The 21,757-nt window shown below is 59.8% G+C and carries 20 protein-coding genes; 12 read left to right on the top strand and 8 right to left on the bottom strand.

All coding sequences use genetic code 11. The annotated features are described in order from the left end of the window. Position 1: 1 nt before the first annotated feature. Both JFU37_RS15850 and JFU37_RS15845 read right to left on the bottom strand, forming a co-directional pair. Positions 2–718 (bottom strand): LrgB family protein, encoded by a 717-nt coding sequence (locus JFU37_RS15850; RefSeq protein ID WP_201116112.1) that lies wholly within the window; start codon positions 716–718, stop codon positions 2–4. Continuing rightward, complete coding sequence (locus tag JFU37_RS15845; RefSeq protein WP_201116111.1) at positions 715–1,077, bottom strand: CidA/LrgA family protein; 363 nt, start codon at positions 1,075–1,077, stop codon at positions 715–717. The genes JFU37_RS15850 and JFU37_RS15845 overlap by 4 nt, the downstream gene beginning before the upstream one ends. Positions 1,078–1,255: 178 nt before the next feature. Here JFU37_RS15845 and JFU37_RS15840 point away from each other — a divergent pair, with 178 nt between their 5' ends. The 3 genes from JFU37_RS15840 (at position 1,256) to JFU37_RS15830 (ending at position 4,213) form a co-directional block, all read left to right on the top strand. Then, positions 1,256–1,711 carry a MaoC family dehydratase gene (locus tag JFU37_RS15840; protein ID WP_201116110.1) on the top strand — a complete coding sequence of 152 codons (456 nt, stop codon included), beginning with the start codon at positions 1,256–1,258 and terminating at the stop codon, positions 1,709–1,711. Between the two features lie 115 nt (positions 1,712–1,826). Then, positions 1,827–3,545, top strand: coding sequence for a C13 family peptidase (locus tag JFU37_RS15835; protein WP_201116109.1), 1,719 nt, complete (start codon positions 1,827–1,829; stop codon positions 3,543–3,545). 26 nt (positions 3,546–3,571) lie between these two features. Then, complete coding sequence (locus tag JFU37_RS15830) at positions 3,572–4,213, top strand: oxidoreductase (RefSeq protein WP_201116108.1); 642 nt, start codon at positions 3,572–3,574, stop codon at positions 4,211–4,213. Positions 4,214–4,301: 88 nt separating this feature from the next. Here the strand turns inward: JFU37_RS15830 and JFU37_RS15825 are convergent, their stop codons facing one another. From JFU37_RS15825 to JFU37_RS15810, 4 genes are all read right to left on the bottom strand, one after another. After that, positions 4,302–4,586 (bottom strand): YceK/YidQ family lipoprotein, encoded by a 285-nt coding sequence (locus JFU37_RS15825; RefSeq protein WP_201116107.1) that lies wholly within the window; start codon positions 4,584–4,586, stop codon positions 4,302–4,304. Further along, positions 4,579–5,211: a flavin prenyltransferase UbiX gene (ubiX, locus tag JFU37_RS15820; protein WP_201116106.1), complete on the bottom strand. Its 633-nt coding sequence runs from the start codon at positions 5,209–5,211 to the stop codon at positions 4,579–4,581. The genes JFU37_RS15825 and ubiX overlap by 8 nt, the downstream gene beginning before the upstream one ends. After that, positions 5,208–6,557, bottom strand: a complete 1,350-nt coding sequence (mpl, locus tag JFU37_RS15815) for a UDP-N-acetylmuramate:L-alanyl-gamma-D-glutamyl-meso-diaminopimelate ligase (RefSeq protein WP_201116105.1) — start codon at positions 6,555–6,557, stop codon at positions 5,208–5,210. Before mpl ends, ubiX begins: the two co-directional genes overlap by 4 nt. Before the next feature lie 197 nt (positions 6,558–6,754). Next, the gene (locus tag JFU37_RS15810; protein ID WP_201116104.1) at positions 6,755–8,668 is read right to left on the bottom strand and encodes a sigma-54-dependent Fis family transcriptional regulator; all 1,914 of its coding nucleotides are present in this window, start codon (positions 8,666–8,668) and stop codon (positions 6,755–6,757) included. A gap of 547 nt (positions 8,669–9,215) precedes the next feature. On the opposite strand from JFU37_RS15810, the gene exaC reads away from it, so the two are divergent. The 9 genes from exaC to JFU37_RS15765 all read left to right on the top strand — a co-directional run bounded on the left by exaC (position 9,216) and on the right by JFU37_RS15765 (position 18,832). Further along, positions 9,216–10,736, top strand: coding sequence for an acetaldehyde dehydrogenase ExaC (exaC, locus tag JFU37_RS15805; protein ID WP_201116103.1), 1,521 nt, complete (start codon positions 9,216–9,218; stop codon positions 10,734–10,736). A 237-nt stretch (positions 10,737–10,973) separates the two neighbouring features. Then, complete coding sequence (gene eat, locus JFU37_RS15800) at positions 10,974–12,344, top strand: ethanolamine permease (RefSeq protein WP_201116102.1); 1,371 nt, start codon at positions 10,974–10,976, stop codon at positions 12,342–12,344. 194 nt (positions 12,345–12,538) lie between these two features. Then, positions 12,539–13,933, top strand: a complete 1,395-nt coding sequence (locus JFU37_RS15795) for an ethanolamine ammonia-lyase subunit EutB (RefSeq protein ID WP_201116101.1) — start codon at positions 12,539–12,541, stop codon at positions 13,931–13,933. Positions 13,934–13,941: 8 nt separating this feature from the next. Continuing rightward, positions 13,942–14,766: an ethanolamine ammonia-lyase subunit EutC gene (gene eutC / locus JFU37_RS15790; protein WP_201116100.1), complete on the top strand. Its 825-nt coding sequence runs from the start codon at positions 13,942–13,944 to the stop codon at positions 14,764–14,766. Between the two features lie 116 nt (positions 14,767–14,882). Further along, positions 14,883–15,344, top strand: a complete 462-nt coding sequence (locus tag JFU37_RS15785; RefSeq protein ID WP_201116099.1) for a GNAT family N-acetyltransferase — start codon at positions 14,883–14,885, stop codon at positions 15,342–15,344. Positions 15,345–15,646: 302 nt separating this feature from the next. Beyond that, positions 15,647–16,303, top strand: a complete 657-nt coding sequence (locus JFU37_RS15780) for a DedA family protein (RefSeq protein ID WP_201116098.1) — start codon at positions 15,647–15,649, stop codon at positions 16,301–16,303. 6 nt (positions 16,304–16,309) lie between these two features. After that, positions 16,310–17,122 carry a M90 family metallopeptidase gene (locus JFU37_RS15775; RefSeq protein ID WP_201116097.1) on the top strand — a complete coding sequence of 271 codons (813 nt, stop codon included), beginning with the start codon at positions 16,310–16,312 and terminating at the stop codon, positions 17,120–17,122. 205 nt (positions 17,123–17,327) lie between these two features. Then, positions 17,328–17,855 (top strand): inorganic diphosphatase, encoded by a 528-nt coding sequence (ppa, locus tag JFU37_RS15770; RefSeq protein WP_201116096.1) that lies wholly within the window; start codon positions 17,328–17,330, stop codon positions 17,853–17,855. A 230-nt stretch (positions 17,856–18,085) separates the two neighbouring features. Further along, complete coding sequence (locus JFU37_RS15765) at positions 18,086–18,832, top strand: S24 family peptidase (RefSeq protein WP_201116095.1); 747 nt, start codon at positions 18,086–18,088, stop codon at positions 18,830–18,832. Positions 18,833–19,317: 485 nt separating this feature from the next. On the opposite strand, the gene JFU37_RS15760 is transcribed toward JFU37_RS15765, so the two are convergent. Both JFU37_RS15760 and JFU37_RS15755 read right to left on the bottom strand, forming a co-directional pair. After that, on the bottom strand, positions 19,318–20,133 hold the full coding sequence (locus tag JFU37_RS15760) for a YfaP family protein (protein ID WP_201116094.1): 816 nt from the start codon (positions 20,131–20,133) through the stop codon (positions 19,318–19,320). A gap of 3 nt (positions 20,134–20,136) precedes the next feature. Further along, a complete protein-coding gene (locus tag JFU37_RS15755) occupies positions 20,137–21,756 on the bottom strand; it encodes a DUF2300 domain-containing protein (RefSeq protein WP_201116093.1) in 1,620 nt (539 codons plus the stop codon). Position 21,757 lies beyond the last annotated feature (1 nt).

Raw genomic sequence — 21,757 nt, 5'->3', positions numbered from 1 at the left:
CTTACACCACCATCGACACCGCCAACGGCAGGAACACCGCCGTGGCCACGCCCATCAGACTCATCGCCAGCGCCGCAAAGGCGCCACACTCTTCACTTTCCTGCAAGGCTACCGACGTCCCGACCGCGTGGGCAGTCATGCCCAGGGCCATGCCGCGCGCCTCGGGACTGTGGACACCGAGCCGATTCAACAGACTCGGACCGAAGATCGCCCCGATCACGCCAGTGATCAACACAAATACCGCCGCCAGCGCCGCAACGCCACCAATTTGCTCGGCCACCAACATGGCGATCGGCGACGTCACTGACTTCGGCGCCATGGTCATCAGGATCATATGCTCGGCACCGAACGACCACCCCAGCAACACACCCATGCCGGTGGCAACCACACCGCCTATCACCAGCGTAGTAAATATCGGCCAGAACAACTGCCGAATCCGTCGCAGGTTAAGGTATAGCGGCACCGCCAGCGCCACCGTGGCTGGACCGAGCAAGATGCTGAGAATCTCGGTGCTTTTGCGGTACTCGGCATAGGTCAGGCCACAACCCACCAACACACCGATCACCAGCAGCATGGACACCAGCACTGGCTGGAGAAACACCCAGCGGGTTTTCTCGAACGCCGCCAGCACAAGCTGATAAGCGCCCAGGGTAATGCCGATACCGAACAACGGATGATGAATCACTGACGCCCAGGCGCCGTGCCAGTCGAAGATCATTGGCTGTCCTCAGGATGAGCGTGTCGTTTGATCAGGCGCTGCATCAGCACGCCAACAAACGACAGGGACAGCACCAACGACAACACCAGCGCGCCCACAATCGCCCAGAAATCCGCGGCAATGTCTTTGGCATACACCATCACGCCCACGGCCGGCGGCACTAGCAACAACGGCAGGTAACGCAGCAGGCTACTGGCTGCCAGGTTCAGCGGTTCGCCGACCTGACCACGGCTGATCAGGTACACCAGTAACAACAGCAGGCCGATGATCGGCCCCGGCAGTACCGGCAAAAACAAATGATTGATGGCGGTGCCCAGCAATTGAAACAGCACCAGCCAGGTCAGGCCACGTAACAACATCCGTCCTCTCCCGCAAATTCGCGCCTGCATTATAAGCATGCCAACGCTATAGACCGGCATTCGCCATCAGCATGGTCAGTTGACCTGAGCCGTTTGCCATGTTGATCTAAAGTGGTAATCCGGGAGGTCAAATCCCCCCACCTAAACTAAAAAAATGATGAACCCAAGGAGAGTCTCAATGCCCTATGTCCCCGTTGCAGAGCTCAAAGATTATGTCGGCAAGGAACTTGGATGTTCCGAATGGCTTACCATCGATCAGGAGCGCATCAACCTGTTCGCCGAAGCCACTGGTGACTATCAGTTCATCCACGTCGACCCGGTCAAAGCCGCGCAAACGCCATTTGGCAGCACCATTGCCCACGGTTTCCTGTCGCTGTCACTAATCCCCAAACTGATGGAAGACATCCTCGTCCTGCCTGAAGGCCTGAAGATGGTGGTCAACTACGGCCTCGACAGCGTGCGATTCATTCAGCCCGTCAAGGTCAACTCGAAAGTGCGGCTCAAGGTCGACCTGACCGATGTCAACGAGAAAAAACCCGGTCAATGGCTGCTCAAAGCCACCGCCACGCTTGAGATCGAAGGATCGGAAAAACCGGCGTACATCGCCGAACCTCTGTCCCTCTGCTTCGTGTAAAACCTCCCGGATGCGAAGCAGCTCATGCTGTTTCGCGCCGTCTCTCTATGTTCCTCTCTATATTAAGGACACATAGCTGCGGCATACTCGGTCGCCTAATTGCCCGGATCCCGCTATGCGCCCACTTGCACTCCTCGCTCTGACCCTATTACTCACCGCGTGCGGCGACGGCGAATCGCTGTTGTCCCCCGATGCCCGCCTGCCGGATGGCGGACGCTATCGCGGTGGCCTGGTCGACGGATTGCTGCAAGGCCAGGGCCGTATCGATTACCCGAACGGCAGTTGGTACGCCGGCGCCTTCGACAAGGGCCAATGGCATGGCCAGGGCGAATGGCACGGCAGCAACGGCGAGGTCTATCGCGGCCAGTTCAATCAGGGCCTGTTCGACGGGCAAGGCGTGTTGACGACGGCCGGAAGCAGCTACACCGGCGGTTTCAAACTCGGTCGACGCGACGGTGAAGGCACCCTCAAAGAAAACGGCATGACCTACCGCGGCGAATTCAAAGCCGATCAATATTCAGGGCTGGGTCGTCTCGAACTCGACGACGGCAGCACCTATCAGGGCCAGTTCACCCACGGCAAACCCAATGGCGAAGGTCAGCGCGGCGACGCCAGTGGCAATCAGTTCACCGGGACGTTCGTCAACGGTCAGCTGGAGGGCAATGGCACGTTCAACAGCGCCGATGGCGACATTTATGTCGGCGACTTCAAGAACAATCAATTGCACGGCAAGGGCCGCTACGAGAACGCCGATGGCGATGTCTGGCTGGGCCAGTTCAAGGAAGGGTCGCTGAACGGCAAGGGCGAACTGATTGGCGCCGATGGCAGCCATTACGTAGGCCAGTTCAGTGACTGGCGCTTTTCCGGCCAGGGCCGCTTGAACCTGCCGGACGGCAGTTTCTACATCGGCCAATTCGACAGTGACAGCTATTCCGGTCGTGGCACCCTGGTTCTGACTGACGGCACCGTGCAAAGCGGTACGTGGATCAATGGCCAGCGCGTACGTGATGCCGATGGCAAGTTGCTGCCCGACTCACTCGAACTCGGCTTGCTGGCCCAGGGCCGCTTGCTCGACGATGCACTGTTCAACGTGCCGGCCTCGACCCCAGCGGTGGAGCTGTACACCTTGACCCTCGGCGGTGACGGCAAGCAGAGCGTGTTTTTGCGTGAATCCGATTACGTCAGCAACATGCTCGCCAGCCGCTTCGGCGCGTTTGGCCAGATCCGCCTGGTGAACCATCGCGACCACCTTGTCGACCGGCCCATGGCCACCCGGGAAAACCTGCGCCGCGCCGTCCAGACCCTGGCTGAACGCAGTGGCCCGGAAGATTTGATCTTCATCTACCTGACCAGTCACGGCACCAGCGAACACGAACTGGTGCTCGACCAACCCCGCATGGAACTGTCCGACCTGCCGGCCGATGAACTCGCCGCCGTCCTCGCCCCCCTGAAAAACCGCGACAAGATCGTGGTGATTTCGTCCTGCTATTCCGGCGGCTTCATCCCGGCCCTCAAGGACGAGCGCACCCTGATCATGACCGCCTCGCGCGCCGACCGAGTGTCCTTCGGCTGTTCGGAAGAAGCCAACTTCACCTACTTCGGCGACGCCCTGTTCGCCCAGGCTTTGAACCAGACCGACGATCTGGAACAAGCCTTCAAACTGGCCAAGGCCACCGTCGCCGAGCGCGAGCTGGCGGACAGCTTCGAAGCCTCGGAGCCACAGATCTGGGCGCCGAAAACTGTCCTGTCTCACTGGCAGCTGCTACGCAAACAGCAAGCACGAAAAGCACTGCAAAGTGTCTCCATTGACAGCAAGGATGCAAAGAACAACTAAGCTGACAGTATCAAGGGGGAAACACTATGTACTTGACGCCTCAGCACGTATTGCTTGCCGGAGCTACCGGATTGACCGGTGAACATCTGCTTGATCGCCTGCTCAATGAGCCAACGATCACACGGGTATTGGCGCCCTCACGCCGGCCACTGGCGGAGCATCCCCACCTTGAAAACCCGGTCGGTGACCCGGCGGTGTTTTTGCAGCAACTGAACGGTCGCGTCGACATCGCCTATTGCTGCCTCGGCACCACCATCAAGCAAGCCGGCTCGGAACAGGCGTTTCGCGCCGTGGACCTGGACATGGTGGTGGCGTTCGCCAAGCGCGCCCGCGAAATGGGCGCACGGCACCTGATCGTGATCAGCGCCCTGGGGGCTGATCCGAAATCGACGATTTTCTACAACCGGGTCAAAGGCGAAATGGAACAGGCATTGCGCGCGCAGGACTGGCCGCAACTGACCATTTGCCGACCTTCCCTGCTGTTGGGTGACCGCGCAGAACCCCGCCTGGCGGAGCAATTCGCTGGGCCACTGTCCCGTTTGATTCCCGGTAAATTCCGCGGCATCGAAGCCTGCCAACTGGCCCGCGCCATGTGGCGGCTGGCGCTGGAAGAGCAGGATGGGGTGCGGGTGATTGAGTCGGATGAGCTGCGCAAGTTAGGCAAGTAAGATCAAAAGATCGCAGCCTGCGGCAGCTCCTACATGGGATATATGTTCATCCTGTAGGAGCTGCCGAAGGCTGCGATCTTTTGCTTTTTTACAACCCGCCGGTCGCCTGAAAACTGACCCCGATCACGGTGAGCACCGACAACGGCAACAGCAACGTGTCGAGCAACGCGCTGGCCGGCAGGTCGACGCCAGGATAGCTCGGCGCTTCTGCACCGAAACGGTCCTTGGCGCAGCAGCCGCCGTTCATCGCGTACAAATCCAGCCGAGTGCCTGAATACACCACCGGCGCCCCGGGTTTGGCCGCATCGAGCGTGCGCGCCGTGGCGCACCCCGCCAGTTGCAACACCAGCACCATCGTCAGCAGCTTATTCATCGCTGGTCAGATGATGCTCACCCCAGCGTGGCAGCATGTCTTGGGGAATGTTCAGCACGTTGAGAATGCGCGCCACGACGAAATCAATCAGGTCATCGATGGTTTGCGGCTGATGATAGAAGCCCGGCGAGGCCGGCAAGATCGTCACGCCCATGTTCGACAACTTGAGCATATTCTCCAGATGAATGCTCGAATACGGCGCCTCACGCGGCACCAGGATCAACTGGCGGCGCTCCTTCAGGGTGACGTCAGCGGCACGCTCGATCAGGTTGTTGCAGGCACCGGTCGCAATGGCCGACAAGGTCCCGGTGGAACACGGCACCACCACCATCGCCGCCGGCGAGCCGGACCCAGAGGCCACCGGCGACATCCAGTCTTCCTTGCCGTACACCCGAATCTGCCCGGCGGCAGCGCCGGTGTATTCGGTGAGGAAGGCTTGCATCGTCTGCGGCTTGGGCGGCAGCGTCACGTCCGTCTCGGTGGCCATCACCAGTTGCGCGGCCTTGGAAATCAGAAAGTGCACTTCGCGGTCTTCACGTACCAGGCAGTCGAGCAGGCGCAAACCGTACTGGGCGCCTGAAGCGCCGGTCATCGCCAGCGTGATGCGTTCCGGGCCGTTGTTCATCGCAGCGCCTCGGCGAGTTTGCCGTGCAGGCCGCCGAAGCCGCCGTTGCTCATGATCACCACGTGAGTGCCGGGCTGAGCCTGACTCTTCACGCGTTCGATGATGCCTTCCAGTGAGTCACTGACGATCGACGGCACGGTGCACAGCGCGGCGGTGCTGGCCAGGTCCCAGCCGAGGTTGGCCGGCGCATACCAGATCACCTGATCGGCATCGACCACGCTTTCCGGCAAGCCGTCGCGGTGGGCACCGAGCTTCATCGAGTTGGAGCGCGGTTCGATGATCGCGATCAATGGCGCGTCGCCGATACGCTTGCGCAAACCGTCGAGCGTCGTGGCGATGGCGGTCGGGTGGTGAGCAAAGTCGTCATAAATGGTGATGCCACCCACTTCCGCGACTTTCTCCATGCGCCGCTTCACGCTTTTGAAAGCGCTCAGTGCGGCGATGCCCATCGATGGCACCACACCGACGTGGCGTGCCGCCGCTAACGTGGCCAGGGCGTTCGCGACGTTGTGCTGACCCGTCATGTCCCACTCGACCACGCCTTGAGCCACACCTTCGAACATCACCTCGAACTTCGAACCGTCTTCGCTCAGCAACTTGACCTGCCACTGACCACCGGCACCCGTGGTTTGCACCGGGGTCCAGCAGCCCATTTCGATGACGCGTTGCAAGGCCGGCTCGGTTGTCGGATGGATCACCAGGCCTTCACTCGGGATGGTCCGCACCAAATGGTGGAACTGCCGCTCGATGGCTGGCAGATCGGGGAAGATGTCGGCGTGATCGTATTCCAGGTTGTTCAGGATCGCCGTGCGCGGGCGGTAGTGAACGAACTTGGAACGCTTGTCGAAGAAGGCGCTGTCGTATTCGTCGGCTTCGATAACGAAGAACGGTGTGTCACCCAGGCGAGCCGACACCGAGAAGTTCTGCGGCACACCGCCGATCAGGAAACCCGGGCTCATGCCCGCGTGTTCCAGCACCCAGGCGAGCATGCTGCTGGTGGTTGTTTTGCCGTGAGTACCCGCGACCGCCAGCACCCAGCGACCTTGCAGCACGTGATCCGCCAGCCATTGCGGGCCGGAGACGTAAGGCAGGCCTTTGTTCAGCACATATTCGACCGCCGGGTTGCCGCGGGACATGGCATTGCCGATCACCACCAGATCCGGTGCCGGGTCGAGTTGTGAAGGATCGTAGCCTTGGGTCAACTCAATGCCCTGCGCTTCAAGCTGGGTGCTCATCGGCGGATAGACGTTGGCATCGGAGCCCGTCACGTGATGGCCCAGCTCTTTGGCCAGAACCGCCATCGAACCCATGAAAGTGCCGCAGATACCAAGAATATGAATGTGCATAGTCGACCTCGTAAAACATGGCCGCAGGTTAGCGTAGGAAGGGGGAAATCGCACCTTGTGTTTGAAGATCAACCACCACGCCCCTGTAGGAGCGAGCTTGCTCGCGATGGTCGTTAACGATTACGCGGAAAGCCTGACACCCCGTGGCGTCCTCAAGCCCATCGCGAGCAAGCTCGCTCCTACAGGATCTGGTGCATCTAACGGGCGATGCCGTGTTTACGCAGTTTTCTATAGAGCGTATTGCGGCTGACGCCCAACTGTTCGGCCGTATGCGTCATATGCCAACGCGTTTGCTCCAGCACATTCAGCAACGCCAGCCGCTCGGCATCATCCAGCGGATGCTCGGATTGCGCTTCTACGGCCACAGCGTGCAATGGCCGAGCCTGACGAATCATCGCGGGCAAATCCTCCAGTCCAATCCGTCCGTCCTCACACAACGCCGCCAACGTGCGCAGCACATTGCGCAGTTGCCGCACATTCCCCGGCCAGGCATAACCCAACAACGCCTGGCGTGCCGGCGCGTCGATCAGCACCGATTCCCCGCCGGCCTCTTCGGTCAGCAAGAAGTCGAGTAGCTGGGATTTGTCCGTACGATCGCGCAATGCCGGCAACGCAACCTCCAACCCATTGAGCCGGTAATACAAATCCTCGCGGAAGCTGCCGTCCGCCACCCGCTCCAGCAAATCGCGGTGAGTGGCGCTGATGATCCGCACATTGACCGACTCCGGCTCACCGCCAATCGGCACCACCTGACGGTCCTCCAGCACCCTTAATAACCGAGTCTGCAGCGCCAGCGGCATGTCGCCGATTTCATCGAGGAACAACGTCCCGCCGTCGGCCTGCTGTAACTTGCCACGCATGCCTTCCTTGCGCGCACCGGTAAAGCTGCCGCCGCGATAGCCGAACAGCTCGCTCTCGATCAGGCTTTCAGGAATGGCCGCGCAATTAAGCGCGACGAAGGCTTTTTCGGCCCGTTGGCTGGCCTGGTGCACGGCTTTGGCGAAGGCCTCTTTGCCGGACCCGGTTTCGCCATTGATCAACAGCGGTACGTCCCGCTCAAAGACCCGCAGGGATTTGCGGAAGTCTTCCTGCAACGCGGTATCGCCAATACAGATGCCCGACAGACGCGCACGCTCGGCAATCACCGGACTTTGAACCACCGGCACCGGAATACTGCGCGGCTGCCCCCGCAACACGGCAAACAGGCTGCGACCGTCACGGGTTCGCAACGGCCAACTGGCGTTGGCATTCACACTCGCACGGCCGAGCAATTCGTCCAGCGAACAATCAAAAAACATTTCCACCGGTTTGCCCAGCAAGCCCCCGCGAATATGCCCGAGCAGGTTCAGTGCGCTCTGGTTGACCGCACTGATCCGCCCTTCCCCGTCGAACGCCAGCAGCCCTTCGCTGAACAGTCCCACGGATTCGGCCTGCAAGTGAAAACGCAGCAACCATTGATTGTCGAAGTAACGCAGGAAATAGCAGCTCTCGATCATCTTCGCCGACAGATTGACCAGCGCCATGGTGTGGAACTGACTCTGCCGCGAGACCTCGTGACGCGCCGAAGACACGTCGAGCACCGCCAACAGTTCGCCATGGGGGTCGAATACCGGGCTCGCCGAGCAGGTCAGGCCGGTATGGCGACCGCGAAAGTGTTCGTCCTGGTGAATAGTCAGCGACTGTCGCTCCACCAAACAGGTGCCGATGCCGTTGGTGCCTTCGCAGGCCTCGCTCCAGTCGGCGCCCAGCCAGAGACCAGCGCGCTCGAAGATCTTGCGTTCGGCAGGCGCGGTGACGCAATTGAGGATCACCCCGCGGGCGTCAGTCAGCAGGACCGCATGCCCGGCGCCGGACAGTTGCTGATGAAGGCTGCTCATTTCGTTGCCGGCGATGTGCAGCACTTGCTGCAAGCGTTCACGGCTTTCCAGGACGCGGCCATGTTCAAGCACCGTCGGCGCCATGGTCAGGGTCGGGTCGAGGTGATAGTCCTCAAGGCAACGCAGCCAGGAACGGGCGATGGACGGATCGCTACCGGGACCCTGCAGGTGGGATTTCCCCTGGGTCACGGTCAACACTTGCTGGGCATGGCGACTCAAATGGTTGTCGTGCATTTCTTATTATTCTCCCCCAGCTGTTTACACCGCCCCTGTAGGAGCTGCCGAAGGCTGCGATCTTTTGATTTTGATTTTTAAGATCAAAAGATCGCAGCCTGCGGCAGCTCCTACAGGGTTATGCGGCAGCCATCAAAGGTGTGAAGAGCACCGAGCATCCTCCAGCCTGACGCGCATTGCAATGCTGGCAAGACCGGCCAGTCACAGGCTGTGCCACAAACGGTACAAAGTGTCACGAGAGCTGTACCGAAAACGTCACGAACGGGGTCCGCCTGTCCGACAAAAACTGCGCAAGGCCTTGATTTGCCTGACCTGCAAGGCAGTGGCCCGACCTTTGCTCTACGCTTATAGCAAGCGCACATGCGCGCCTCCGCAAGATCGGTGCGAAAACTCGCCGAGCGGCGATCAGGCAAGGCAAAAACAGGCGAGGGAGCGGAGTGTAGGGAACCTACATGAGCATTCCGAACCTGTTTTTAACGCAGCATGATCGTCGCGCAGGCAGTTTGCGCATCGATCTTTATAAGTACAAAAGCCAAGGAGAAATATCATGCGTTACGCTCACCCCGGTACTGAAGGCGCTATCGTTTCGTTCAAGAGCAAATACGGTAATTACATCGGCGGCGAGTTCGTCGCGCCTGTTAAAGGTCAGTACTTCACCAATACTTCGCCAGTCAATGGCCAACCGATTGCCGAATTCCCGCGCTCCACGGCCGAAGACATCGACAAGGCCCTGGACGCCGCCCACGCGGCCGCCGATGCCTGGGGCGCCACGTCCGCCCAGGCGCGCTCGCTGGTGCTGCTGAAAATCGCCGACCGCATCGAGCAGAATCTGGAACTGCTGGCGATCACCGAATCCTGGGACAACGGCAAAGCCGTGCGGGAAACCCTCAACGCCGACATCCCGCTGGCCGCCGACCATTTCCGTTACTTCGCCGGCTGCATCCGCGCCCAGGAAGGCAGCGCCGCCGAGATCGACGGCAACACCGTGGCCTATCACATCCATGAACCGCTGGGCGTGGTCGGGCAGATCATCCCGTGGAACTTCCCGATCCTGATGGCCGCCTGGAAACTCGCCCCGGCACTGGCTGCCGGTAACTGCGTGGTGCTCAAGCCTGCCGAACAAACCCCGCTGGGCATCACCGTGCTGATGGAGCTGATTGGCGACCTGCTGCCGCCAGGCGTACTGAACGTGGTGCAAGGCTATGGCAAAGAGGCCGGCGAGGCCCTGGCCACCAGCAAACGCATCGCCAAGATCGCCTTCACCGGCTCGACCCCGGTCGGCTCGCACATTATGAAATGCGCCGCCGAAAACATCATTCCGTCCACCGTGGAGCTGGGTGGCAAGTCGCCAAACATCTTCTTCGCCGACATCATGCAAGCCGAAGAAACCTTCATCGAAAAAGCCGCTGAAGGCCTGGTGCTGGCGTTCTTCAACCAGGGCGAAGTCTGCACCTGCCCATCCCGCGCATTGGTGCAAGAGTCGATCTACGACGACTTCATGAAAGTCGTGATGAAGAAAGTGCTGTCGATCAAACGTGGCGACCCACTGGACACCGACACAATGGTCGGCGCCCAGGCGTCCGAGCAACAATTCGACAAAATCCTTTCGTACCTGGAAATCGCCAAGGGCGAAGGCGCCGAGCTGCTGACCGGCGGTAAAATCGAAAAACTCGAGGGCAGCCTGGCGACCGGGTATTACATCCAGCCGACGCTGCTCAAGGGCACCAACAAAATGCGTGTGTTCCAGGAAGAAATCTTTGGCCCGGTGGTGAGCATCACCACCTTCAAGGACGAAGCCGAAGCCCTGGCCATCGCCAACGACACCGAGTTCGGCCTGGGCGCCGGCCTCTGGACCCGCGACATCAACCGCGCCTATCGCATGGGCCGCGCCATCAAGGCCGGTCGTGTCTGGACCAACTGCTACCACCTGTACCCGGCGCACGCCGCGTTCGGCGGCTACAAAAAATCCGGCGTCGGTCGTGAAACCCACAAAATGATGCTCGACCACTATCAGCAGACCAAAAACCTGCTGGTGAGCTACGACATCAATCCGCTGGGCTTCTTCTAAAAATCGGGGGCGATGCAGGTATTCCTGTGTCGCCCTGCATATAGCTTTCGCGAGCAAGCCCGCTCCCACATTTGCACCGCGTCCCCCTGTGGGAGCGGGCTTGCCCGCGAAGGCGTCCTTATCGACAACATCAAAACATCGCCCTGCCGCTCTGGCACGGGCTTTGCGTGCCCGCTCCACACGTAAACGCCGTACCCGAAAGTCCAAAAGATCAAAAAAAAACGACAGCGAGGACTTATGACTTCTTCCACACAGCTCAAACCCACACTCGGCACCCTGCATTTATGGGGCATTGCCGTCGGCCTGGTGATTTCCGGCGAGTACTTCGGCTGGAGTTACGGCTGGGGCACCGCAGGCACGCTGGGATTCCTCGTCACCGCTTTGATGGTGGCGACGATGTACACCTGTTTCATCTTCAGCTTCACCGAATTGACGACTGCCATTCCCCACGCCGGTGGGCCGTTTGCCTACAGCCGGCGAGCCTTTGGCGAGAAAGGCGGACTGATCGCCGGTATCGCGACCCTGATCGAATTCGTCTTTGCACCACCGGCCATCGCCATGGCCATTGGCGCCTATCTCAACGTGCAATACCCGGAACTGGACCCGAAGATCGCGGCAGTGGGCGCCTATTTCGTGTTCATGACGCTGAACATCCTCGGCGTCAGCATCGCCGCGACGTTTGAGTTGGTGGTCACCGTGCTGGCCGTCGCCGAGTTACTGGTGTTCATGGGCGTGGTCGCGCCAGGCTTCAGCTTCAGTAACTTCGTGCTCAACGGCTGGTCGGGCTCTAACGAATTCACCATCGCCTCGATTCCCGGGATCTTTGCGGCGATCCCCTTCGCGATCTGGTTCTTCCTCGCCATTGAAGGCGCGGCGATGGCGGCCGAGGAAGCCAAGGACCCGAAACGCACGATTCCCAAGGCGTACGTCAGCGGCATCCTGACCCTGGTGTTCCTCGCGATCGGCGTGATGGTGATGGCGGGCGGCGTCGGCGACTGGCGCCAACTGGCAAACATCAACGATCCCCTGCCCCAGGCGATGAAAGCGGTGGTCGGCAACAACTCGAGCTGGATGCACATGCTGGTCTGGATCGGTCTGTTCGGTCTGGTGGCGAGCTTCCACGGGATTATCCTCGGCTACTCGCGCCAGTTCTTTGCCCTGGCCCGAGCCGGCTACTTGCCTCGCGGCCTGGCCAAACTGTCGCGTTTCCAGACCCCGCACCGCGCCATCCTGGCCGGCGGTGTGATCGGCATCGCGGCGATCTACAGCGATGGCCTGGTCAACCTGCAAGGCATGACGTTGACGGCGGCGATGATCACCATGTCGGTATTCGGCGCCATCGTGATGTACATCATCAGTATGCTGAGCCTGTTCAAACTGCGTAAAACCGAGCCGAACCTGGAACGCACCTTCCGCGCGCCGGGTTACCCGATCGTGCCGGGGATCGCACTGTTCCTGGCCGTGGTGTGCCTGGTGGCGATGGCCTGGTTCAACACCCTGATCGGGTGCGTGTTCCTGGGCTTCATGGCCGCCGGTTACTTGTATTTCCAATTGACCGCCAAGCAGCGCTTCGATGCGCCGGCTGATGCCATGCTTACGGGTATCTAATTGCACCGGTGCCGGGCTTGTTGCCCGGCGCCTGCCATTTTGAAGTGCACGCAGTTCCCCTGTAGGAGCGAGCTTGCTCGCGATGGTGGGTCAGTTACATCGATGTCGCCTGACATACCATCGCGAGCAAGCTCGCTCCTACAAGGAATTAGCGGCGTTGTTAAGTATTGATTTAATCAGGAGGACACCGTCCCATGGCCACCTTTGCCCATTCCGTCGGCGCCCAGACCTATCGCTTCGACACGCTCAAGGACGTCATGGCCAAGGCCAGCCCGGCGCGCTCCGGGGATTTCCTGGCGGGCGTTGCTGCGCTCAACGATGGCGAGCGAGTGGCTGCGCAAATGGCCCTGGCTGACATCCCGCTCACCCACTTCCTACAGGAAGTACTGATTCCTTACGAGGCCGATGAGGTCACCCGACTGATCATCGACACTCACGATAAACAGGCCTTCGCGGTCGTCAGCCACCTTACCGTCGGCGGATTCCGCGACTGGTTGCTCAGCGATGCCGCCGACGAACAGAGCCTGCGCGCCCTCGCCCCCGGCCTGATACCGGAAATGGCCGCCGCCGTGTCGAAGATCATGCGCGTGCAGGATCTGGTGCTGGTGGCGCAGAAAATCCGCGTCATCACCCATTTCCGCGGCACCCTTGGCCTGCGCGGCCGTCTCTCTACCCGCCTGCAACCCAACCACCCCACCGACGAACCGGCCGGCATCGCCGCGAGCATTCTCGACGGGCTGCTGTATGGCAATGGCGACGCGATGATCGGGATCAATCCGGCCACCGACAGCATCGCCTCGATCTGCGCCATGCTGGAAATGCTCGATTCGATCATCCAGCGCTACGAAATTCCCACTCAAGCCTGCGTTTTGACCCACGTCACCACGTCCATTGAAGCCGTGAATCGCGGTGTTCCGTTGGACCTGGTGTTCCAGTCAATCGCCGGCACCGAAGCGGCCAACGCCAGTTTCGGCATCAACCTGAACCTGTTGCAGGAAGGTTACGACGCGGGTTTGAGCCTGAATCGCGGCACGCTCGGCCAGAACCTGATGTATTTCGAGACCGGCCAAGGCAGTGCCCTGTCAGCCAATGCTCACCACGGCATCGATCAACAGACCTGCGAAACCCGCGCCTACGCCGTGGCGAGACATTTCAAACCGTTTTTGGTGAACACGGTTGTAGGATTCATCGGTCCGGAATACCTCTACAACGGTAAACAGATTATCCGCGCCGGCCTTGAAGACCACTTCTGCGGCAAGCTCTTGGGCGTGCCGATGGGCTGCGACATCTGTTACACCAACCACGCCGAAGCCGACCAGGACGACATGGACACCCTGCTGACCCTGCTGGGCGTGGCCGGGATCAACTTCATCATGGGCATCCCCGGCTCCGACGACATCATGCTCAATTACCAGACGACGTCGTTCCATGACGCCCTCTACGCCCGACAAACCCTGGGCCTCAAGCCTGCGCCGGAGTTCGAACAGTGGTTGGCGAAAATGGGTATCTTCACTCAAGCGGATGGCAAGATTCACTTCGGCGACAGCCTGCCGCCGGCTTTCCGCCAAGCGATGGCGCAACTGGGATGAGTGTTGAAATGGATAAACCGCCCGTTGATCCACAGAACCCGTTGCTGGAACTGCGTCGCCTGACGCCGGCGCGGATCGCCCTCGGTAGAACCGGTACCAGCATGCCGACCAGCGCGCAGCTGGATTTTCAGTACGCCCATGCTCAAGCGCGGGATGCGGTGCACTTGCCGTTCGACGCTGCGGGGCTGAGCTCGCAATTGACCGAATGCGGGCGCGAGAGTGTCTTGCTGCATAGCGCGGCCATCGATCGAAACAGCTATTTGCAGCGCCCCGATTTGGGGCGAAAGTTGAGCGAAGCGTCAGCGCAGACCCTGCGCGATTACGCGTTGGCCCATCCTGGCGGGGTGGATCTGGCGATCGTTGTCGCCGATGGTTTGTCGGCGCTGGCCGTTCATCGCCATACCCTGCCGTTTCTGGCGCGGATGGAAGAGCAGGTTTCAGCGGAAGGCTGGTCTGTGTCTCCAGTGATTCTGGTGGAACAGGGGCGCGTCGCGGTGGCCGACGAAATTGGCGAATTACTGGGCGCGAAGATGGTGGTGATCCTGATCGGCGAACGCCCTGGCCTCAGCTCACCCGACAGCCTGGGGCTATATTTCACCTACAATCCCAAGATCGGGTTGACGGATGCTTATCGCAACTGCATCTCGAATGTACGCCTCGAAGGCCTGAGTTATGGCATGGCGGCACATCGTTTGCTGTATTTGATGCGTGAAGCCTGCCGACGGCAGTTGTCGGGGGTCAACCTGAAGGACGAAGCGCAGGTTCAGACGCTGGAGTCAGAGGTTGGTGCGGACCTGAAAGGTAATTTCCTACTGAGCCTGCCGAATACGTGAACCGTTTCTGCATTGCCTTTGCGGGCCCACTTCAGGCAGGATCGAAGCACGGCTCTCAGTGAGAAACGTTTGCCGTCAGAGCACGTGAAGACAGCCACTTCAAGACGAGACCTACCATGCGGATTATTCAAGCGACCCTCGAACATCTGGACCTGCTGACCCCGTTGTTCGTCAAATATCGCGAGTTTTATGGTTCCCTGCCGTATCCGGACTCGTCCCGCGCGTTCCTCGAGAAACGCCTGCGGCGCAAGGAGTCGGTGATTTACCTGGCCCTGGCCGATGACGACACCAACAAACTGATGGGTTTCTGTCAGTTGTATCCGAGCTTCTCGTCCCTTTCGCTTAAACGCGTGTGGATTCTCAACGACATCTACGTCGCCGAAGACGCACGCCGTCAGTTGGTGGCCGACAACCTGATCCGCACCGCAAAGAAAATGGCCAAGGAAACCAATGCCGTGCGCATGCGCGTTTCCACCAGCAGCAACAACGAAGTCGCGCAGAAAACCTACGAATCCATCGGATTCAAGGAAGACACCGAATTCAAGAACTACGTACTGCCAATCAGCGACGAACTCTGATCGCACCGGATACCTTGTAGGAGCGAGCTCGCTCGCGATGGTCGTTAACGCTAACGCGCCAAGCCTGACACCCCGCGGTGCTCTCAAGTGCATCGCGAGCAAGCTCGCTCCTACACAAAAGAGGTCCCTGCAACCACCGGTCTCTTCGACATTCCTCGCTACAAACTCGACACGTTTTTCACTTTTCAGCCCGTATAATGCCGCCCTTTCCGGCTTGAAAGAAAAACTACACCCATCTGTAGGCTTTCACGAAGTCATCCGCACAGGTCTGCTGAGTCGGGCCATCACTCTAGGTGCTTTCCATGGATTTCAACCCGCTCGACCTTATCCTGCATCTCGATGTTTACCTCGACTTGTTGGTGAACAACTACGGGTCATGGATCTACGCCATTCTGTTTCTGGTGATCTTCTGCGAAACCGGTCTGGTGGTGATGCCGTTCCTGCCTGGCGACTCCCTGCTGTTTATTGCTGGCGCCGTTGCGGCCGGTGGCGGCATGGACCCGGTATTGCTGGGTGGCTTGCTGATGCTGGCGGCGATCCTCGGCGACAGCACCAATTACCTGGTTGGACGAACGGCCGGCGAACGGCTGTTCAGCAATCCGGACTCGAAAATCTTCCGCCGCGACTACCTGAAGCAAACTCACGACTTCTATGACAAGCATGGCGGTAAAACCGTGAGCCTGGCGCGCTTCATGCCGATCATCCGCACCTTTGCACCGTTCGTCGCCGGCGTCGGCAAAATGCCTTACCCGCGCTTCTTTGCCTTCAGCGTCCTCGGCACGATCTTCTGGGTCGGCGGCTTGGTCACCCTTGGTTATTTCTTCGGTAACGTACCGTTCATCAAGAAAAACCTGTCGTTGCTGGTCGTCGGCATCATCCTGCTGTCACTGTTACCGATGATCATCGGCATCATCCGCAGCCGCTTGGCTGGTTCGAACCCCAAAGCCGAGTCGCGCTGATTCGCGATGTGGTCCCTTAGCGCCTGGCGTCGCCAACGCATCCTGGCCAAACACCCGATTGCCGACGACATGTGGCAACGGGTGCGCCATCACCTGAGCTTTCTCGACGGTATCAGCGCGGCCGAAGACCAATGGTTGCGCGAAGCCAGTGTGCTTTTCCTCCAGGACAAACACCTGACCGCCTTGCCCGGTGTTGAACTCCATCAGGAGCAATGCCTGCTGCTCGCCGCCCAAGCCCAGTTGCCGCTGCTGAACCTGGGCGATTTGAACTGGTATCACGGCTTCCACGAAATCGTTCTCTACCCCGACGACTTCCTCAGCCCTCAACGCCATCGCGATGCCAGTGGCGTCGAGCACGAATGGGATGGCGAACACAGCGGTGAAGCCTGGCAGCAAGGCCCAATCATCCTCGCCTGGCCCGGCGTAATGGCCAGCGGTGGCTGGGAAGGCTACAACCTGGTGATCCACGAGCTCGCGCATAAGCTCGACATGCTCAACGGCGACGCCAACGGCCTGCCGCCGCTGCACCCCGACATGCGCGTCAGTGACTGGGCGAAAGTCATGCAACACGCCTACGATGACCTTAACCGCCACCTCGACCGCCATCCGCACGCCGAAACCGCCATCGACCCCTACGCCGCCGAGAACCCGGCGGAGTTCTTCGCCGTCACCAGCGAATATTTCTTCAGCGCACCGGATTTGCTGCACGAGGCTTATCCACAGGTCTATGAGCAGCTGAAGCTGTTTTACCGGCAGGACCCACTGGCCCGACTGCGGCAACTTCTGGCCGAAGACCCTGTCTATCAGGCACGCGACTAGTGTCCTGTCTCACCGATACTGTTGCTCTTTTGACGAGTGGCCGCGACGGACGCCGTCAAAAAGCAACAGTATCGGTGAGACAGGACCCCTGGGTCTCTACGACCTCTGGTACGTGGCATCAGCGGTGGAATATGCCTATAATCGCCGCCACTTTTTGGTCAATCCGGCCAAGTGTTTTTTGGTCAACTAACGGGGGCACCGCCCAATGAGCTACAGCAAGATTCCGGCTGGCAAAGACCTGCCGAACGACATCTACGTCGCGATCGAGATTCCGGCCAACCACGCGCCGATCAAATACGAAATCGACAAAGACAGCGATTGCCTGTTCGTTGACCGTTTCATGGCCACCCCGATGTTCTACCCGGCCAACTACGGTTTCATCCCGAACACCCTGGCTGACGACGGTGACCCCCTCGACGTGCTGGTCGTGACCCCTTACCCGGTTGCTCCTGGTTCGGTCATTCGCGCACGTCCGGTCGGCATCCTGAACATGACCGACGACGGCGGCGGCGATGCCAAAGTCATCGCAGTTCCACACGACAAGCTGTCCCAGCTGTACGTCGACGTGAAGGAATACACCGATCTGCCACCGCTGCTGATTCAGCAGATCGAGCACTTCTTCGCGAACTACAAAGACCTCGAAAAAGGCAAATGGGTGAAGATCGAAGGCTGGGCCGGTGCAGACGCCGCCCGCGACGCGATCACCAAGTCGGTTGCTGCCTATAAAGGCTGAGACGCCATTGGCCTTGCGCCACTGACGGCTTGAAAAGAACCCCGGTTGATCCGGGGTTTTTTGTGGACGCCTATAAAGTGATTTTAAACAGACCGTTTACCTCCCGGCTGCACTCGTTTTTTCTTGTTTAAAATTCGCCAAATAGGTCTTACATCCAGTCGTAAATTTCCCTCGAATTTTGAACGGTTTGTTTATTCAAACCCCCGCCCTGCGCCCGTAGACTCGTGTTTATGAAAAAGAACACTAGCGGTCCACGGTTTAAAGCGCTCCTCAAAGCGGCGAACATTACGACGACAGGATTTGCCGAGTTCCTGGACACGGCGCCGCAAAACGTCCACAACTGGTACACCCGCGGTGTGCCCGCTTACTACATGGAAGAAGTCGCCAGAAAACTGTCCGTCAACAGCGACTGGCTGAAAACCGCCGAAGGCCCGAAAGACGCCAAACACCTGCGCCTGCTCGACGAATCCGGCAACACCTTCGACGCCCAGGCCATCCGCGGCATCTACACGGTCATAGAACCCACCGACGTTGAGCTGGCCTTCTACAAAGAAGCTGCCACCACTCCAGGCTCTACCAAAACCCACGTCATCGAAGACACCAGCCAACCCATTCGCCTGCCCCGCAGCCACCTGGACTCCCTGGAAATCAACCATACAGATGCCATCTGCGCCTACATGATCGGCAACAGCATGGGCGAAAAAATCGAAGACGGCTCAACCGTCGCCATCGACCGCGGCCTGACGCAGATTGTTGACGGGGAAATTTACGCGATCGAACATGACGGCATGCTGCGGATCAAATACCTGCACCGGATGCCCGGAAATGCACTGCGATTGCGCAGCCATAACCGCGCCGAGTACCCGGACGAGATCTTCAGAGCGCCGCAAATCGAAGAGCAGAACATCAGGGTATTGGGCTGGGTGTTCTGGTGGTCAACCCTCAACAAACGCCGGCCACCCGTCCCCTTCCTATGACTACGCAACCCTTGTGGCAGCTGGCGAAGCCTGCGTTCGGCTGCGGAGCAGTCGTGAAACCATCCACCACGGTATCTCAGGATTACCGCGGATACCGGGTTTACGGCCGCTGCGCAGCCGAACGCAGCCTTCGGCAGCTGCTACACATACCGCAATCGCTCCAACACGCACACCAGACTGGGAATTTCCCAAAAAAATCAGTATGCTGCGCCCCATATTTTGCGCATCGACCCGCCCCGCGGCGGAGAATCGCACCGACAAGGCAGATGATTTTCTCGCCAAGTCCCACAGCCGGACGCAAGATCCGGGTGTACGTTTTGAAGGCTGGCGCGGTTTACCAAAAATGAACCAAGCCAGTCCCCGAGAAGCCGGCCACAAGCCGGCTTTTTAATGTCTGCGTTTTGACTCAACGTCATCCTTCATCCAATCGGGCGCACGCTACTGCCCAATTTAATAGTGACAGCACCGCTGTCACTATTACCGCCTCACGGATAACTAAACCCCTTAACCAACGTCAACTCCCCCACCGCCCTCATCGGCACCAGAAAAGTCTCCATCTTCTCATTCGGCGTCCCTTCCTCCGTAATCACCGTCACCTGCGCCGTCGTCAGCGGCTGAACGGCATCCTCCTGCCCCTCCTCATCACTGCGATACCCGCCACCGAAGTAATTCACATACACCAGATACTGCCCTTTGATCGGCGCTGGCATGGCGAAGATTTCCGGGCCGTAACCCGTCGTCACATCAACATCCAGCGCCGCACCATTGGGGGCAACACGATCGCCATACCAGATGTGCGCGCCATCGGGGGTGATCAGGTGCAAGTCCAGGTCTGTGTTGTCGCTGTCCCATGACAACAACACTCGCAACTTGGCTGGGGTAGCCCCGCCACTGGCGTTGAGGAACTGCGTGCGATGCCTCTGCTGACCATCAGGGCTTCGGACTTCGACGCTGTTGCTGCCATTGGGGAACGAGAACGGTCGATCAAAGCGGCCAGCCGGATCGATCTTCAGTGGCATGCTGACGCCGTTGACGATCAATCGGCCGGGGTCAGTGGACTTGGGGGTGGTTTTGATCTGGCCAGTGATGCGCGCGGTGTTGGCTTGCCCCATCGGGGTGTTCACTGATGAGGCCGGGTAATTGACGGTCTGACGGAAGTTCTCGCCTTCACCCTCAATCGCACCCGTGCGCCAGCCACCGACGGGGGTGTCCAGTTTGACGGCGCTATCCGCCGCAAAAAGCGTCGGCAACACGCCAAAGGCGCAAAGGAACAGGAAGACCTGTGGATAACTGACGTTCATGGCCTATTCCAGCAAGAGGTGGCGGGCGAGCCCTTCGATGTAGGTTTCATCCTGGCCGTTGGGGTGTGCGTCGAAGGCCAGGTGCAGGTATTCGTGGGTCAGGTCGAGGCGGTCTTGCAGCGACAGCACGCCGCGCACGTAGATGCGCTGGCGTTCGCGGTCGACGTAGGGGTGGCCGAAAGAGAGCCGGCAGACGGCGAAGGTGCTGACTTCGTTGTAGCCGACTTCGCTTTCGAGGCGTTGGCGCCAGCCGCGACGTTGGTTTTGTAGCCAGTCTTGCGCAGCGGGGAGTGCTTCGCAGGCGGCGACGGGATTGTCCCAGCGGCTGAGGCTGGCGCGGGGGTAGGCGTGGAGCAGGATGGCGTCGTAGCGCTGGCCGGCGTTGGCTTGTTCGACGGCTTGCTGCCAGGAGAGTTTGTCCGGACCGGGTTGGTCGGAGTGGTAGGTGACGGTACTGCCGGCCAACACCAGGTCGCTGGTCCAGGCCGCAACATTGCGGGACTCAATGGTGGCTGGACGTGGGGCGACGCGTTGCCGGCTGCTGCTGTCGTCGATGCTCAGGCAATCGCCGTGGCGGGTGGCGTTTTGCAGCAGGTAGGTGCGGATGGCAATGGCCAGCGCTTTGGCGGCTTCGACGGGCTCGGGTCTGGCTTCGCGCTGAAGGACGCGGGCGACGTATTCTTCGCGATCCAGACGAGCGACCAGCGTGTCCTTCAACAGAAACAGTTCGCCATCGCTGTGGATATCGAGTTGGTTGCCGTTGATGAATTCGACGCGGTAGTCGCCTTGTAAGGGACCGGACGCTACAACGCGATCACCGGACAGCACACGCCCAATCGGGTAGTGAGAAAACAGGTCGACTTCAACGCAACGCCCCGCGTCCGAAGGCCAATCAACCGGCAACACAGAAGACAACGCCTCACCGTAATTGCGCAGGACCCTTTGACTGGTCCCGCGCCCACCGGCCCAGATCGGCGTGCCATCCGCCGTCCAACCGGCGAACCCACCCTGGCGCGAAGTCGGATCCTGATCGCCCAACCAGCTCCAGGTTTTCACCCGTAACCGGCCACCGAGTTCGCCCACGACATTGCCGTCAGCGGCGTTCAGCACCACATCCAGCAACACCCGTCGCGCCTGATCCTGCGCCGGCATCACGGCTAACACCTTAAGCAATTCAACCACCGACACTCGCGTGGAAGGCTTCAACGAGGGCAAGTCCAGCAGCCACTCCGGCGCCTGTCGCGCCTGCCAATATTTGCGCCACTCAGCGCCAGCGATGCCCAACCGCGCAGGCTCGAAATACAACCCACACGATTTCACCAGCGCTTGATCGCGTTCAATCTTGCCGCCCGCCGTGCAGCAATAAACTTCTTCTTTTGACTGCCCATGACACTCGTAAGCAGGCTCACGCGCGCCGGTATCCACCAGCCAGCCGTAGACAAACAACTTCCACAGACTGCCCAACGGCGCCTGCAAATCAGCAGGCAACGGCTCGCGCGCGATCACCTGAGTCCGGTTCAAGGAAATCATTTCGCCCTTGAAGCCCAGCCGCAGCGGCTCGTCCTGCGCTGTCGCCAGCGCAGGGATCAAACACATCAGCCACCAGACCAGAGGCCGCAGCATG

This window comes from Pseudomonas sp. TH41 (genome assembly GCF_016650695.1).
Lineage (GTDB): Bacteria > Pseudomonadota > Gammaproteobacteria > Pseudomonadales > Pseudomonadaceae > Aquipseudomonas.
Note: the sequence above shows the minus strand (reverse complement) of the source record. Positions and strands in the feature narration are given on the sequence as shown.